The following is a 15231-nucleotide window of genomic DNA, read 5'->3' on the forward strand; positions in this document are numbered from 1 at the left end:
TAGCACACTCTATGACTTTCGAGGTGCAGGAAGGCGGCAAGACCGTGAATCCCTGGTCACTTACTAAAGTAAGTGACCAGGGGGAACAGTTGCAGCCAGGGCACCTGCAACTTGAAAGGCGACGAGTATGATGGAAGGCTGGCAGCGCGCATTTGTCCTGCATAGTCGCCCGTGGAGCGAAACCAGCCTGATGCTGGACGTCTTTACGGAGGAATCGGGACGCGTGCGTCTGGTTGCCAAAGGCGCACGTTCAAAACGTTCTACCGTGAAAGGCGCATTGCAGCCTTTCACACCTCTCTTGCTACGCTTCGGCGGGCGCGGTGAAGTCAAAACGCTGCGCAGTGCCGAAGCTGTCTCGCTGGCGCTGCCATTAAGCGGTATTACGCTTTACAGCGGTCTGTACATCAACGAACTTCTCTCCCGCGTTCTGGAATACGAGACGCGCTTCTCGGAACTCTTTTTCGATTACTTGCACTGCATTCAGTCTCTGGCAGGTGCCACTGGTACGCCAGAACCGGCGTTGCGTCGCTTTGAGCTGGCGTTGCTCGGGCATTTGGGTTATGGGGTCAACTTTACCCATTGCGCAGGTAGCGGTGAGCCGGTAGATGACACCATGACGTATCGTTATCGCGAAGAGAAAGGTTTTATTGCCAGTGTGGTTATCGACAATAAAACTTTCACCGGGAGGCAGTTGAAAGCGTTACACGCGCGGGAATTTCCTGACGCCGACACATTGCGAGCAGCGAAACGCTTTACCCGTATGGCGCTTAAGCCTTATCTTGGCGGTAAACCTTTAAAAAGCAGGGAACTGTTCCGGCAGTTTATGCCTAAGCGAACGGTGAAAACACATAATGACTGATGAGGATTGTCATGGCTGAATTACTGTTAGGCGTCAACATTGACCATATCGCAACGCTGCGTAATGCGCGTGGTACTGCTTATCCAGACCCGGTACAGGCGGCGTTTATTGCCGAGCAGGCGGGTGCTGATGGCATTACCGTGCATTTGCGCGAAGATCGTCGCCACATTACCGACCGCGATGTGCGAATCCTGCGTCAGACGCTGGATACCCGCATGAATCTGGAAATGGCGGTGACTGAAGAGATGTTGGCGATTGCCGTTGAGACGAAGCCGCATTTTTGCTGCCTGGTGCCGGAAAAGCGTCAGGAAGTGACAACCGAAGGCGGCCTGGACGTTGCGGGTCAGCGTGACAAAATGCGCGATGCTTGTAAACGTCTGGCAGATGCCGGGATTCAGGTTTCTCTGTTTATCGACGCCAATGAAGAGCAGATCAAAGCTGCCGCTGAGGTTGGCGCACCGTTTATTGAGATCCACACAGGCTGTTACGCCGATGCCAAAACTGATGCTGAACAGGCGCAAGAGCTGGCGCGTATTACTAAAGCTGCGACCTTTGCCGCAAGCCTCGGTCTGAAAGTTAATGCCGGTCACGGTCTGACCTATCATAATGTGAAAGCCATCGCCGCCATCCCTGAGATGCACGAACTGAATATCGGACATGCCATTATTGGCCGTGCGGTAATGACCGGACTGAAAGATGCCGTGGCAGAAATGAAGCGTCTGATGCTGGAAGCGCGTGGCTAATGGCAATATTAGGTTTAGGCACGGATATCGTAGAGATCGCTCGCATTGAAGCGGTGATCGCTCGATCCGGTGATCGCCTGGCACGACGCGTATTAAGCGATCATGAATGGGAGATCTGGAAAACGCACCATCAGCCGGTGCGTTTTCTGGCGAAGCGTTTTGCCGTGAAAGAAGCGGCGGCAAAAGCGTTTGGTACTGGGATCCGCAATGGCCTGGCATTTAATCAGTTTGAAGTGTTCAACGATGAACTCGGCAAGCCACGGCTGCGGTTGTGGGGCGAGGCGTTAAAATTGGCAGAAAAGCTGGGTGTCGCACATATGCATGTGACGCTGGCAGATGAACGCCACTATGCTTGCGCCACGGTAATAATTGAAAGTTAAAACTCTTTCTCGAACACCTAAATAATACCGTTCTTTTAAAAAGTAAAACCCCCGAACTGGTAAGGAACGGGGGTTTTACTTTATAACTTAAATAATATTGTGCAGCACGCACCCTCAACGGGAGTGATTATGGATCAGGGGGGTTATCTTTTACAAGCAACTTGCAATCTTTAGCATAAAAACTCGAGCCTTGACGAAGAATTCGATATCGATGGAAAGATTAACGTGACTGCCAATTCATAAGCACTTTAAAATTGGCTTCGTTATTGGAGATTTTGCTGTGCTTTACACCATATCACTGAATTCCCCCATTGAAACGAGTGGTGTCGTCAAAGCTCTGGTGCGGAGTGCAGCATGTACCCTCAATAACTCGCACGTTCAGTTTTGGGGAGATGTAAGGGCTAATCTGAACGGCTGCATTCCTTGTTTAAGGAAAAACGAATGACTGATTGTCGATACCTTATTAAACGGGTTATTAAAGTCGTCATTGCTGTTTTACAGCTGATCCTTCTGTTCTTGTAACATCAGGAAACGTACTTAAGGCGCGTCGGCTTAACCAGCCAGACGCGCCTTTAATAATAATTAAGTGTCTGCGCAGATATTATCGAAATTCATTTAATGAATGTTTTTATTAATGACATCATAAAAATAAATATAATAATTTCGTTTTTACACGAGTGAATAAGCAATATCCTGCTCCAGAGGAAAAATACTAAATCTTATCCGCATGATGCATCAGCACAAACTTGTCCCACAACTGTTCTTCTGTTTCAACATGCGCCGGATCTTTCACAATAGTATTGGGGATCGGGCACACTTTCTGGCAGGTTGGCGTCTCGTAATGACCTACGCATTCGGTACACTTGTCGCTGTTAATCTCGTAGATATGTTCACCCATCGAAATCGCCTCATTCGGGCATTCGGGTTCACACATATCACAATTGATGCATTTTTTAGTGATTAACAGCGCCATAAGGAAACTCTCAAAACAACACAAACCGGGCGGGCATTATACGCGCATTCTTTACTCAAACCAGTTTTTTCACCAGCGCCTCACTATGACGAATACGTTCTGGTGCCAGTTCCAGATCCTGCTGGATCAGCGCAATGAACAGCAAATCCGTTAACATTCCCTGAGCATGACATGCGGAGATCGAAGCACTGTTTGTCGCTTGTTCTTCGGCAATGGTATACAGGCAATGAGAAGCGCGCTGTTGCAGGGCATTGGGGGTGAAACCGGTGATTGCCAGCACTTTTCCACCCACTCGCAGCATTTCATCTGCTGCCAGGTTTAACTCGCGCCGTACACCTGTGTATGAGATGGCTAATAATAAATCGTCCGGTGACGAAGCTTGCACTGTTGCAAGCAACGCGTGCATATCACGCTCAGCGGCAGCATTAAAACCAATCTTCATCAGCTTCCAGGCAAAATTCTGCGCCACCAGACCGGAAGCGCCAATACCAGTCAGAATAACCCGTCGCGCAGAACGAAGCATCGACACGCATTCATGTAGCTTCTCCTCACTATTGACGTTCAGTGTTGCGTACATGGCAGCCGTATTTTCTTTAATCAGCTTTTCGCCAACCAGCCGTAACGGATCATCACCGCGAATTTGGTTATGAATGGGTACGGAGGGCGATTCCGGTTGGCTTGCCAGAGCTTCGCTTAACGCCAATTTAAGTGCCGGAAAACCTTTATAGCCAAGTTTTTGCGCGAACTTCACTACGCTGGACGGACTGACTCCGGCTTCGTTGGCCAGTTGTTGGGAACTAAGGTGGCGGGCAGTGTCCGGTTGTAGCAGGAGATAGTCCGCCAGCTTTTTATCACTCTGGGCAAGCCCCTGGTAACGCTGACGGATACGAAGTAAGCCGTTCATATCTTTCCTCGCGATGAATTAATGGCGACAACAGGCAATATGAGACACAAGCGAGAGAATATTATATTCCATCAAAGTTAATTGCCATGAATTAAAAATTCCAGTCAACCATTATGCGATAGATTGTTGCCGGAAAAGTGATGATCTATCTGTTAGGCTATCTGGTAGTGAAAATTAATCAGGATGTATCAGTCCAGAGGGGTATGGTTTGGCAACTCACGAGCGCCGTGTGGTGTTTTTTGACTTAGATGGAACATTGCATCAACAGGATATGTTCGGCAGCTTTCTGCGCTACTTACTGCGCCGACAGCCGCTGAATGCGTTACTTGTTCTGCCGCTGTTGCCGGTCATTGTCATTGCATTATTAATCAAGGGGCGAGCGGCACGTTGGCCGATGAGTCTGCTGCTATGGGGCTGTACCTTTGGTCATAGCGAAGCTCGTTTACAGGCGTTACAAGCCGATTTCGTGCATTGGTTTCGCGACAATGTTACGGCGTTCCCGCTAGTGCAGGAACGTCTGACCAGCTATTTGCTAAGCTCCGATGCTGACATTTGGTTGATTACCGGTTCCCCTCAGGCTTTGGTCGAAGCGGTTTATTTCGATACGCCGTGGCTGCCACGCGTTAATCTTATCGCCAGTCAGATCCAGCGCGGCTATGGCGGCTGGGTGCTGACTATGCGCTGTCTTGGCCATGAAAAGGTCGCGCAACTGGAACGCAAAATCGGCACACCGCTGCGGCTGTACAGTGGCTATAGCGACAGTAATCAGGACAATCCGCTACTCTATTTTTGTCAGCATCGCTGGCGGGTAACGCCTCGCGGTGAACTCCAGCAACTGGAATAGAGTAAAGCATAGCGTCCGTGTATAATGCGCCGCGCTTTTATAACCGGAGTTTTCTTTTTGTCTGAAGTCGAATTTAGCCACGAATACTGGATGCGTCATGCGCTGACGCTGGCGAAACGTGCCTGGGACGAGCGAGAAGTGCCGGTCGGCGCGGTATTAGTGCATAACAATCGCGTAATCGGCGAAGGATGGAATCGTCCGATAGGACGCCATGATCCAACTGCACATGCAGAAATCATGGCGCTGCGGCAAGGAGGGCTGGTGATGCAGAATTATCGCCTGATCGACGCCACGTTGTATGTCACGCTGGAGCCATGCGTGATGTGTGCCGGAGCGATGATCCACAGCCGTATTGGTCGCGTAGTCTTTGGCGCGCGTGATGCGAAAACTGGCGCTGCCGGATCATTAATGGATGTATTGCACCATCCTGGTATGAATCATCGAGTGGAAATTACGGAAGGAATACTGGCGGATGAGTGCGCGGCGCTACTCAGCGATTTTTTCCGAATGCGCCGCCAGGAAATCAAAGCGCAGAAAAAAGCGCAACCCGCTACAGATTAATTTTGCTTCTCTTCACTCCCTTTCCTGGAAAACAGTAGAGAAGGGGAGTGCGTCAGATAATTAGATGACGACTGCGAAAGAAACGAGAGAAAGGGAAATTTTCCCTTACCCAATTCAGCGGGTGATACCGCCGGATAATCCTGAGCCAGCTGCATCGCCGCTTCTGTAGCCTGCTTCTCTTTCTCTTGCAGATAACCCACCAGGCTAATCTGATACTTACGAATATTTTCGACATAAGCATAGGCTTCATGCCCACGCGCATAGCCGTAAGTCAGCTTGCTATAATAGGGTTTCTGGCTAAGTAAAGGCAGACGCTGTTTGACATCGGCCCAACTGTCAGGATTGCCTTTGGTTTTTGCTGTCAGGGCGCGGGCGTCCAGCATATGTGCATAGCCCATATTATAGGCGGCGAGCGCAAACCAGATCCGCTCATTTTCTGGCACGCTCTCTGGCACTTTACTCATCATATTCTGCAAGTAACGCGCGCCACCGCTGATGCTTTGTTCGGCATCAGTGCGGTCGGTAATGCCCAGGCTTTGCGCGGTATTTTTGGTTAACATCATCATGCCGCGTACACCGGTCGGCGAAGTGGCCTGCGCATCCCAGTGCGATTCCTGATAAGCAATAGCGGCCAGCAAACGCCAGTCAATTTCTTCGGCGTATTTCTCAAACAGAGGCTTTAACTGCGGCAGTACCGCATCAACGGCGCGTAAAAATGTGCGTGTATCAACGTAATCAAAATCATCGCCATGTCCGAGATATTTCTCTTCAATACGCGCCAGTGTGCCGTCTTCATTCATTTCATTGAAGAAATCGAGCAGAGCCGCAGAAAGCGTATTATCGTTATCTAATTGACTAAACCAGGTCACCGGTTGTTCATCGGTGATATCCAGTGCCACAGCAAGTTCCGGGTGAACGCGCTGAAACAGGCTGATAGCGACAGAATCGGCAATGGTGTAATCGAGCTTACCTTCGATAACATCTTCCATTAACTCCACAGATCCTTTTCTGTCGTCCACTTTCCAGCTTAATTCCGGGAACTTAGTCTCTTTCAGTTTTTGCAGATCGTTAATGACAACATGCCCTGGAGCGACGGACAACTGTTCTGCCGTCAGATTGCCCAGCGTCCGTGGTCGATACTGACCCACTTTATAGACCAGTTGTTGTGAAACGGAATAATAGGTTGGGCCAGGCTGATAATTTTTAACCCTTTCGCTGTTATAGACCAGTCCCGCTGCCAGCAGATCGGCATCTCCGTTATCGAGATCGTCAAACAACTGGCTGATGTTCTGCCGTACGGTGACTTTCAGTTTTACGCCGAGGTAATCGGCAAACTGTTTTGCCAGTTCGTAATCCAGGCCAAAAGGTTTACCGTTGATTTCGTTATATGTCAGGGGAGTATGAATAGTGCTCACACGCAACTCTCCCCGCGCTTGTATGGCGGCGATACGATTGTCGGCTTTACCAAACCAGGGAATGGATGGCCAAAGAGCGACCGCGAGAAGCAGTGCCAGAATGCCGATGAACAGATAATTAATCTTTAATTTTTTCAATTAGTTAATTCTCTGTGTCGTGCGCGTCCCAGCCTGAAAGATTGTAATGCTAAAGAAAGGTTTAATCATAAATGAGCGGCATTTTGCGTAAACTTGCGCCAGTTGGCAACTTATTACAGAGATTGGCGGCACGCGTTGCTAATTCATGATGGTGATTTTATTTCCACGCAAACGGTTTCGTCAGCGCATCAGATTCTTTATAATGACGCCCGTTTCCCCCCCTTGGGTACACCGAAAGCTTAGAAGACGAGAGACTTATGATGGAAATTCTGCGTGGTTCGCCTGCATTGTCGGCATTCCGAATCAACAAACTGCTGGCACGTTTTCAGGCTGCCAGGCTCCCGGTTCACAACATTTACGCCGAGTATGTCCATTTTGCTGACCTCAATGCGCCGTTAAACGATGATGAGCACGCACAGCTTGAACGCCTGCTGAAATATGGCCCGGCACTCGCCAGCCACGCCCCGCAAGGCAAACTACTGCTGGTGACCCCGCGTCCTGGCACCATCTCTCCCTGGTCTTCGAAAGCGACCGATATCGCCCATAACTGCGGGCTGCAACAGGTAAACCGCCTTGAGCGCGGCGTTGCTTACTATGTAGAAGCCGGTACGCTGACTAATGAACAATGGCAGCAGGTTACCGCTGAACTGCACGACCGCATGATGGAAACGGTCTTTTTCGCTTTAGATGATGCAGAGCAGCTGTTTGCTCATCATCAACCGGCTCCGGTTACCAGCGTTGATTTGCTGGGGCAGGGGCGTCAGGCGCTGATTGACGCTAACCTGCGCCTCGGTCTGGCACTGGCGGAAGATGAAATTGACTATCTGCAGGATGCTTTCACGAAGCTTGGTCGTAACCCGAACGACATAGAGCTTTATATGTTCGCCCAGGCGAACTCTGAGCACTGCCGTCATAAGATTTTTAACGCCGACTGGATTATCGACGGTGAACAGCAACCGAAATCGCTGTTCAAGATGATCAAAAACACCTTCGAAACCACGCCGGATCACGTTCTTTCTGCTTATAAAGATAACGCCGCCGTGATGGAAGGTTCTGAAGTGGGCCGCTACTTTGCTGACCACGAAACAGGTCGCTACGACTATCATCAGGAACCTGCGCATATCCTGATGAAAGTAGAAACCCACAACCACCCGACGGCGATTTCTCCATGGCCGGGCGCGGCGACCGGTTCCGGCGGCGAAATCCGTGATGAAGGCGCAACCGGACGCGGCGCGAAGCCGAAAGCCGGTCTGGTCGGTTTCTCCGTATCCAACCTGCGTATTCCAGGCTTCGAACAGCCGTGGGAAGAAGATTTCGGTAAGCCTGAGCGCATTGTTACCGCGCTGGACATCATGACCGAAGGCCCGCTTGGCGGCGCGGCGTTTAACAACGAATTTGGTCGTCCGGCACTGAACGGCTACTTCCGTACTTATGAAGAAAAAGTGAACAGCCACAATGGCGAAGAGCTGCGCGGTTATCACAAACCGATCATGCTGGCGGGCGGGATCGGCAACATCCGGGCCGATCACGTACAAAAAGGCGAGATCAATGTCGGCGCGAAGCTGGTCGTTCTCGGCGGCCCGGCAATGAACATCGGCCTTGGCGGCGGCGCGGCGTCTTCTATGGCTTCCGGTCAGTCTGATGCCGACCTCGATTTCGCCTCTGTACAGCGCGACAACCCAGAGATGGAACGGCGTTGCCAGGAAGTGATCGACCGCTGCTGGCAGTTGGGGGATGCCAACCCGATTCTGTTTATCCACGACGTCGGCGCGGGCGGCCTTTCTAACGCCATGCCGGAGCTGGTGAGCGACGGCGGACGCGGCGGTAAATTTGAACTGCGCGATATCCTGAGCGATGAACCGGGCATGAGCCCGCTGGAAATCTGGTGTAACGAATCCCAGGAACGCTACGTGCTGGCGGTTGCTGCCGATCAGTTACCGCTGTTTGACGAATTGTGTAAGCGTGAACGTGCGCCATACGCGGTGATTGGTGAAGCGACCGAAGAACTGCATCTTTCTCTGCACGATCGTCATTTTGATAATCAGCCAATCGATCTGCCGCTGGACGTGCTGCTTGGTAAAACGCCGAAGATGACCCGCGATGTACAAACACTGAAAGCGAAGGGCGATGCGCTGGCTCGTGAAGGGATCACCATTGCTGACGCGGTGAAACGCGTGCTGCATCTGCCAACTGTGGCAGAGAAAACCTTCCTTGTGACCATTGGCGACCGCAGCGTAACCGGCATGGTGGCGCGCGATCAAATGGTTGGTCCGTGGCAGGTGCCGGTCGCTAACTGTGCGGTCACTACCGCCAGCCTCGACAGCTACTACGGTGAAGCGATGGCGATTGGCGAACGTGCGCCGGTTGCGCTGCTGGATTTCGCCGCCTCTGCCCGTCTGGCGGTCGGTGAAGCGTTAACTAACATCGCCGCAACACAGATTGGCGATATCAAACGCATTAAACTTTCCGCCAACTGGATGGCGGCAGCAGGTCATCCTGGTGAAGATGCGGGTCTGTATGAAGCTGTTAAAGCTGTGGGCGAAGAGCTTTGCCCGGCGCTGGGCCTGACGATCCCGGTGGGTAAAGACTCCATGTCGATGAAAACCCGCTGGCAGGAAGGTAACGAAGAACGCGAAATGACGTCGCCGCTGTCGCTGGTCATTTCTGCATTTGCCCGCGTGGAAGATGTACGTCACACCATCACGCCGCAGCTTTCTACCGAAGATAACGCACTGCTGCTGATTGATTTGGGCAAAGGCAATAACGCGCTGGGCGCAACGGCGCTGGCGCAGGTTTATCGTCAGCTTGGCGACAAACCGGCAGATGTACGTGACGTCGCGCAACTGAAAGGCTTCTATGACGCGATTCAGGCGCTGGTAGCACAGCGTAAGCTGCTCGCGTACCACGACCGCTCTGATGGCGGCCTGCTGGTAACGCTGGCGGAAATGGCGTTTGCCGGTCATTGCGGCATTGAAGCGGATATCGCCTCTCTCGGAGAGGATCGCCTGGCTGCGTTGTTTAACGAAGAGCTGGGTGCGGTGATTCAGGTACGCGCAGCAGAACGTGAAGCAGTAGAAACCCTACTGGCACAGCACGGCCTTGCTGATTGCATCCATTATGTCGGTCAGGCGGTTTCCGGTGACCGTTTTGTGATTACTGCCAACGGACAGGCGGTATTCAGCGAAAGCCGCACCACGTTGCGTGTCTGGTGGGCAGAAACTACCTGGCAGATGCAGCGCCTGCGTGACAACCCGGAATGTGCCGACCAGGAACACCAGGCGAAATCTAACGATGCCGATCCGGGTCTGAATGTGAAATTGTCGTTCGATATCAACGAAGATGTGGCGGCACCATTTATTGCCACTGGCGCGCGCCCGAAAGTTGCCGTGCTGCGTGAGCAGGGCGTGAACTCGCATGTGGAAATGGCGGCAGCTTTTCACCGTGCAGGCTTCGATGCAATCGACGTACATATGAGCGACCTGCTGGCTGGACGCACGGGCCTGGAGGATTTCCACGCCCTGGTAGCGTGCGGTGGTTTCTCCTACGGCGACGTATTGGGCGCAGGTGAAGGCTGGGCGAAATCAATCCTGTTCAATAATCGTGTACGCGATGAGTTTGCAACCTTCTTCCACCGTCCGCAAACGCTGGCGCTGGGGGTATGTAACGGTTGCCAAATGATGTCTAATCTGCGTGAACTGATCCCGGGTAGCGAGTTGTGGCCACGTTTTGTGCGTAATACCTCGGATCGCTTTGAAGCGCGTTTCAGCCTGGTTGAAGTGACCCAAAGCCCGTCGCTGCTGTTGCAGGGAATGGTGGGTTCACAGATGCCGATTGCCGTTTCTCACGGTGAAGGGCGTGTGGAAGTGCGCGATGCGGCTCATCTGGCAGCACTGGAAAGCAAAGGGCTGGTGGCGCTGCGCTATGTCGATAACTTCGGCAAAGTCACCGAAACTTACCCGGCTAACCCGAACGGTTCCCCGAACGGTATTACGGCGGTCACGACTGAAAGCGGTCGTGTCACCATTATGATGCCGCACCCGGAGCGTGTTTTCCGTACTGTCAGCAATTCATGGCATCCGGAAAACTGGGGCGAGGATGGGCCATGGATGCGTATTTTCCGCAATGCGCGTAAGCAGCTGGGTTAAGATATCGGGCAATATGCGCATCACCTGATGCGCTATGCTTGTCTGGTTGGCTCGGATGTTTCCTGCAATGTATTGAATTTGCAATATTTTGTAGGCCGGATGTGGCGTTACACACAACCACTTAGCCAACAATTATAAGCTCCCAACACCGGGAGCTTTTTTGTGTCTGTAAATCACGACAATGTGTGATTTACCGTGTCGCTTATAGGTGACACTTAACTTGTTGATTTAATTTAAAACAAACAATTTCATCTTTGGATGTCTCTTTTAAACGACACAGTGGCTGATTTATAGCCAAACAGTGGAGTAGCCATTAATCCATCAAAGCTACATTTATCAGTACGTTATCAAACTATTTTATTTATTGGCACAGTTACTGCATAATAGTAAGCAGTGGCTCATTCACCGACTTATGTCAGCCCCTTCGGGACGTGCTACATAAAATTAGAATGACGCACAACAAGGTGCCTGCCGTCCAACTTCTGATATCAGCTTAGCTATATCAACCATCGGGCGAAACGTCGAGTTAGGCACCGCCTTATTCCACAACAAAGCCGGGTAATTCCCGGCTTTGTTGTATCTGAACGTCCCCTCGGTTAGCATCAGTCTATTCGCGTCTGACGAGAGTAACACCTTGAAACGCTGGCCCGTTTTTCCCCGCTCATTACGACAGCTGGTAATGCTGGCATTCTTGCTTATTTTGCTCCCTTTGCTGGTGCTGGCATGGCAAGCCTGGCAAAGCCTGAATGCACTTAGCGATCAGGCGGCGCTGGTCAATCGCACGACGCTTATCGATGCCCGGCGCAGTGAAGCGATGACCAACGCGGCGCTGGAGATGGAGCGTAGCTACCGTCAGTATTGTGTGCTGGATGATCCCACTTTGGCGAAGGTGTATCAAAGCCAGCGCAAGCGTTACAGTGAAATGCTTGATGCCCACGCAGGCGTGTTGCCGGACGATAAACTCTATCAGGCATTGCGTCAGGATTTGAACAATCTGGCTCAACTTCAGTGTAACAACAGCGGTCCCGATACCGCTGCCGCCGCACGTCTGGAAGCCTTCGCCAATGCCAATACCGAAATGGTTCAAGCCACTCGCACTGTGGTGTTCTCTCGCGGGCAGCAGTTACAACGCGAAATCGCCGAACGTGGGCAATATTTTGGCTGGCAGTCGCTGGTGCTATTTCTGGTGAGCCTGGTGATGGTGCTGCTTTTCACGCGGATGATTATCGGTCCGGTGAAAAATATTGAACGGATGATCAACCGTCTGGGGGAAGGGCGTTCTCTGGGCAATAGCGTTTCGTTCAGTGGCCCGAGTGAGTTACGTTCGGTTGGGCAGCGTATTCTTTGGTTAAGCGAGCGCCTGTCATGGCTGGAATCCCAGCGGCACCAGTTCTTACGTCATTTATCTCATGAATTAAAAACGCCGCTGGCGAGTATGCGCGAAGGCACGGAATTACTGGCTGACCAGGTTGTCGGGCCGCTTACGCCAGAGCAAAAAGAGGTGGTGAGCATTCTTGATAGCAGTAGCCGCAATTTGCAAAAACTGATCGAACAACTGCTTGATTACAACCGTAAACAGGCGGACGGCGCGGTGGAACTGGAGAACGTAGAGCTGGCACCGTTGGTGGAGATGGTGGTTTCCGCTCATAGCTTGCCAGCACGGGCTAAAATGATGCATACCGACGTCGATCTCAAAGCAACAGCTTGCCTGGCGGAGCCAATGCTGCTGATGAGCGTGCTGGATAATCTTTACTCCAATGCGGTGCACTACGGGGCTGAATCCGGTAACATTTGCCTTCGCAGCAGTTTACATGGTGCGCGGGTTTATATTGATGTCATCAATACAGGCACGCCCATTCCGCAAGAAGAACGCGCCATGATCTTCGAACCCTTTTTTCAGGGAAGCCACCAGCGAAAAGGGGCGGTGAAGGGCAGTGGTCTGGGATTAAGCATTGCCAGGGATTGTATTCGCCGTATGCAGGGGGAACTGTATCTGGTCGACGAAAGCGGGCAAGACGTTTGTTTCCGCATTGAATTACCGTCGTCGAAAAACACGAAATAATGTTAAGAGCCTATCCCATCAGGCTATTTTATTTGCCAGTTTGGCTCCGGGCAGTGCTCGAAATCATCACGTACTACGTGTACGCTCCGGTTTCTCCGCGTTGTCCGTGTCCAAACTGCCTGCAACAATTACGCCCACTGGGATAGGCTCTAAGTCTGGTGAATATGCGACACATTTTTCAACGATTATTGCCCCGACGGCTGTGGCTGGCAGGGTTGCCTTGTCTGGCGTTGCTGGGTTGTGTGCAGAGTCACGATAAGCCTGCCATAGATACGTCTGCACAAGAAAAAATTCCGGTTTATCAACTGGCTGACTATCTTTCTACCGAATGTAGCGACATCTGGGCGCTGCAAGGTAAATCAACCGAAACTAATCCGCTTTACTGGCTACGGGCGATGGATTGTGCCAACCGTTTAATGCCAGCGCAGTCGCGCCAGCAAGCCCGTAAGTATGGCGACGGCAGCTGGCAAAATACCTTTAAACAGGGGATTTTGCTCGCCGACGCTAAAATTACGCCGTATGAGCGTCGCCAGATGGTCGCGCGCATAGACGCGTTAAGTACTGAGATCCCGGCGCAGGTTCGACCGCTGTATCAACTCTGGCGCGACGATCAGGCGTTACAATTGCAACTGGCACAAGAGCGCCAACGCTACAGTAAACTCCAGCAGTCCAGCGACAGCGAACTGGATACCTTGCGCCAGCAGCATCACGTTCTACAGCAGCAACTGGAACTCACCACCCGCAAGCTGGAAAATCTGACCGATATTGAACGTCAGCTCTCGACCCGCAAACCGGCTGGAAATTTTGTCCCGGACGCGCCACACGAGAGCGAAACGCCCGCATCATCTACCAGTGAGGTCACCCCTGATGAGCCATAAACCTGCGCATTTATTATTGGTGGATGATGATCCTGGATTGCTGAAATTACTTGGCCTGCGTTTGACCAGCGAAGGCTACAGTGTGGTCACGGCAGAAAGTGGTGCAGAAGGATTACGGGTACTGAATCGCGAAAAAGTAGATTTAGTCATCAGCGACCTGCGAATGGATGAAATGGACGGTATGCAGCTGTTTGCTGAAATCCAGAAAGTGCAGCCGGGTATGCCAGTAATCATTCTTACCGCGCATGGTTCCATTCCTGATGCTGTTGCCGCGACACAGCAGGGCGTGTTCAGTTTCCTCACCAAACCTGTTGATAAAGACGCGTTGTATCAGGCAATTGACGATGCGCTGGAGCAATCCGCGCCAGCCACAGACGAACGCTGGAGTGAGGCGATTGTTACCCGCAGTCCACTGATGTTGCGTTTGCTGGAACAGGCGCGGCTGGTGGCGCAATCAGACGTTAGCGTTTTGATTAACGGTCAGAGCGGCACCGGGAAAGAGATATTCGCCCAGGCGATCCACAACGCCAGCCCGCGTAAGAGTAAACCGTTTATTGCTATTAACTGTGGCGCATTACCCGAGCAGTTGCTGGAGTCGGAGCTGTTTGGTCATGCACGCGGTGCTTTTACTGGCGCCGTCAGCAATCGCGAGGGCTTATTCCAGGCGGCGGAAGGCGGTACGTTATTTCTCGATGAGATTGGCGATATGCCCGCGCCTTTGCAGGTCAAACTGCTGCGCGTGTTGCAGGAGCGTAAAGTTCGCCCGCTGGGCAGTAACCGCGATATTGATATCGACGTGCGGATTATTTCTGCGACTCACCGCGACTTGCCAAAAGCGATGGCGCGCGGGGAGTTTCGCGAAGATCTTTATTACCGCCTCAACGTTGTCAGCCTGAAAATTCCGGCACTGGCGGAGCGCACGGAAGATATTCCACTGCTGGCAAATCACTTGTTGCGCCAGGCAGCAGAGCGACATAAACCCTTTGTTCGCGCGTTCTCCACCGATGCAATGAAACGCCTGATGACCGCCACCTGGCCAGGTAATGTTCGTCAGTTGGTCAACGTGATTGAACAGTGCGTGGCGCTGACCTCATCCCCGGTAATTAGTGATGCGCTGGTGGAGCAGGCGCTGGAGGGCGAAAACACCGCGTTGCCAACCTTTGTTGAGGCGCGTAATCAGTTTGAACTCAACTACTTGCGCAAGCTTCTGCAAATCACTAAAGGTAACGTCACCCATGCGGCGAGAATGGCGGGGCGCAACCGGACAGAATTTTATAAACTGCTTTCCCGACACGAGCTGGATGCAAACGATTTCAAGGAATGAATTGG

General features: G+C 52.0%; 13 protein-coding genes. 10 read left to right on the forward strand and 3 right to left on the reverse strand.

Going from position 1 to position 15231, the window contains the following annotated elements; translation table 11 throughout:
- The first annotated feature begins 130 nt into the window (after positions 1-130).
- The 4 genes from recO (at position 131) to shoB (ending at position 2504) form a co-directional block, all read left to right on the forward strand.
- On the forward strand, positions 131-859 hold the full coding sequence (gene recO / locus C3D30_RS07030) for a DNA repair protein RecO (RefSeq protein WP_024192255.1): 729 nt from the start codon (positions 131-133) through the stop codon (positions 857-859).
- A gap of 11 nt (positions 860-870) precedes the next feature.
- On the forward strand, positions 871-1602 hold the full coding sequence (pdxJ, locus tag C3D30_RS07035) for a pyridoxine 5'-phosphate synthase (RefSeq protein WP_105286657.1): 732 nt from the start codon (positions 871-873) through the stop codon (positions 1600-1602).
- Positions 1602-1982, forward strand: a complete 381-nt coding sequence (gene acpS / locus C3D30_RS07040; protein ID WP_000986022.1) for a holo-ACP synthase — start codon at positions 1602-1604, stop codon at positions 1980-1982. Before pdxJ ends, acpS begins: the two co-directional genes overlap by 1 nt.
- 441 nt (positions 1983-2423) lie before the next feature.
- Positions 2424-2504: a type I toxin-antitoxin system toxin ShoB gene (shoB, locus tag C3D30_RS07055; protein ID WP_000128779.1), complete on the forward strand. Its 81-nt coding sequence runs from the start codon at positions 2424-2426 to the stop codon at positions 2502-2504.
- Between the two features lie 190 nt (positions 2505-2694).
- Here shoB and yfhL read toward each other — a convergent pair whose 3' ends face one another.
- Entirely contained in the window at positions 2695-2955 is a 261-nt protein-coding gene (yfhL, locus tag C3D30_RS07060) for a 4Fe-4S dicluster ferredoxin YfhL (RefSeq protein WP_001196294.1), read from the reverse strand.
- 55 nt (positions 2956-3010) lie between these two features.
- Entirely contained in the window at positions 3011-3859 is an 849-nt protein-coding gene (locus tag C3D30_RS07065) for a MurR/RpiR family transcriptional regulator (protein ID WP_105286658.1), read from the reverse strand.
- Positions 3860-4067: 208 nt separating this feature from the next.
- Here C3D30_RS07065 and yfhb point away from each other — a divergent pair, with 208 nt between their 5' ends.
- Both yfhb and tadA read left to right on the forward strand, forming a co-directional pair.
- Positions 4068-4703, forward strand: coding sequence for a phosphatidylglycerophosphatase C (gene yfhb / locus C3D30_RS07070; protein ID WP_000190662.1), 636 nt, complete (start codon positions 4068-4070; stop codon positions 4701-4703).
- A 57-nt stretch (positions 4704-4760) separates the two neighbouring features.
- The gene (gene tadA, locus C3D30_RS07075; RefSeq protein ID WP_016158802.1) at positions 4761-5264 is read left to right on the forward strand and encodes a tRNA adenosine(34) deaminase TadA; all 504 of its coding nucleotides are present in this window, start codon (positions 4761-4763) and stop codon (positions 5262-5264) included.
- On the opposite strand, the gene mltF is transcribed toward tadA, so the two are convergent.
- A complete protein-coding gene (gene mltF / locus C3D30_RS07080) occupies positions 5261-6817 on the reverse strand; it encodes a membrane-bound lytic murein transglycosylase MltF (protein WP_000734182.1) in 1557 nt (518 codons plus the stop codon). The two genes, tadA and mltF, sit on opposite strands and share 4 nt — an antisense overlap.
- A 257-nt stretch (positions 6818-7074) precedes the next feature.
- Here mltF and purL point away from each other — a divergent pair, with 257 nt between their 5' ends.
- The 4 genes from purL to glrR all read left to right on the forward strand — a co-directional run bounded on the left by purL (position 7075) and on the right by glrR (position 15226).
- Positions 7075-10962: a phosphoribosylformylglycinamidine synthase gene (gene purL, locus C3D30_RS07090; protein WP_105286659.1), complete on the forward strand. Its 3888-nt coding sequence runs from the start codon at positions 7075-7077 to the stop codon at positions 10960-10962.
- Between the two features lie 634 nt (positions 10963-11596).
- Positions 11597-13024, forward strand: coding sequence for a two component system sensor histidine kinase QseE/GlrK (gene qseE / locus C3D30_RS07095; protein ID WP_024192254.1), 1428 nt, complete (start codon positions 11597-11599; stop codon positions 13022-13024).
- Positions 13025-13188: 164 nt separating this feature from the next.
- Positions 13189-13902 carry a two-component system QseEF-associated lipoprotein QseG gene (gene qseG / locus C3D30_RS07100; RefSeq protein ID WP_016158798.1) on the forward strand — a complete coding sequence of 238 codons (714 nt, stop codon included), beginning with the start codon at positions 13189-13191 and terminating at the stop codon, positions 13900-13902.
- Entirely contained in the window at positions 13892-15226 is a 1335-nt protein-coding gene (gene glrR, locus C3D30_RS07105) for a two-component system response regulator GlrR (protein ID WP_105286660.1), read from the forward strand. Before qseG ends, glrR begins: the two co-directional genes overlap by 11 nt.
- Positions 15227-15231: the final 5 nt, after the last annotated feature.

Source organism: Escherichia sp. MOD1-EC5433, from assembly GCF_002966005.1.
In the GTDB taxonomy this organism is placed as follows: Bacteria; Pseudomonadota; Gammaproteobacteria; order Enterobacterales; family Enterobacteriaceae; genus Escherichia; species Escherichia ruysiae.

What these genes read in the sequence shown, in the direction of transcription:
- recO (WP_024192255.1), top strand. Translation starts at nt 131, where the DNA reads ATGGAAGGCTGGCAGCGCGCATTTGTCCTGCATAGTCGCCCGTGGAGC.
- pdxJ (WP_105286657.1), top strand. Translation starts at nt 871, where the DNA reads ATGGCTGAATTACTGTTAGGCGTCAACATTGACCATATCGCAACGCTG.
- acpS (WP_000986022.1), top strand. Translation starts at nt 1,602, where the DNA reads ATGGCAATATTAGGTTTAGGCACGGATATCGTAGAGATCGCTCGCATT.
- shoB (WP_000128779.1), top strand. Translation starts at nt 2,424, where the DNA reads ATGACTGATTGTCGATACCTTATTAAACGGGTTATTAAAGTCGTCATT.
- yfhL (WP_001196294.1), bottom strand. Translation starts at nt 2,955, where the DNA reads ATGGCGCTGTTAATCACTAAAAAATGCATCAATTGTGATATGTGTGAA.
- C3D30_RS07065 (WP_105286658.1), bottom strand. Translation starts at nt 3,859, where the DNA reads ATGAACGGCTTACTTCGTATCCGTCAGCGTTACCAGGGGCTTGCCCAG.
- purL (WP_105286659.1), top strand. Translation starts at nt 7,075, where the DNA reads ATGATGGAAATTCTGCGTGGTTCGCCTGCATTGTCGGCATTCCGAATC.
- qseG (WP_016158798.1), top strand. Translation starts at nt 13,189, where the DNA reads ATGCGACACATTTTTCAACGATTATTGCCCCGACGGCTGTGGCTGGCA.
- glrR (WP_105286660.1), top strand. Translation starts at nt 13,892, where the DNA reads ATGAGCCATAAACCTGCGCATTTATTATTGGTGGATGATGATCCTGGA.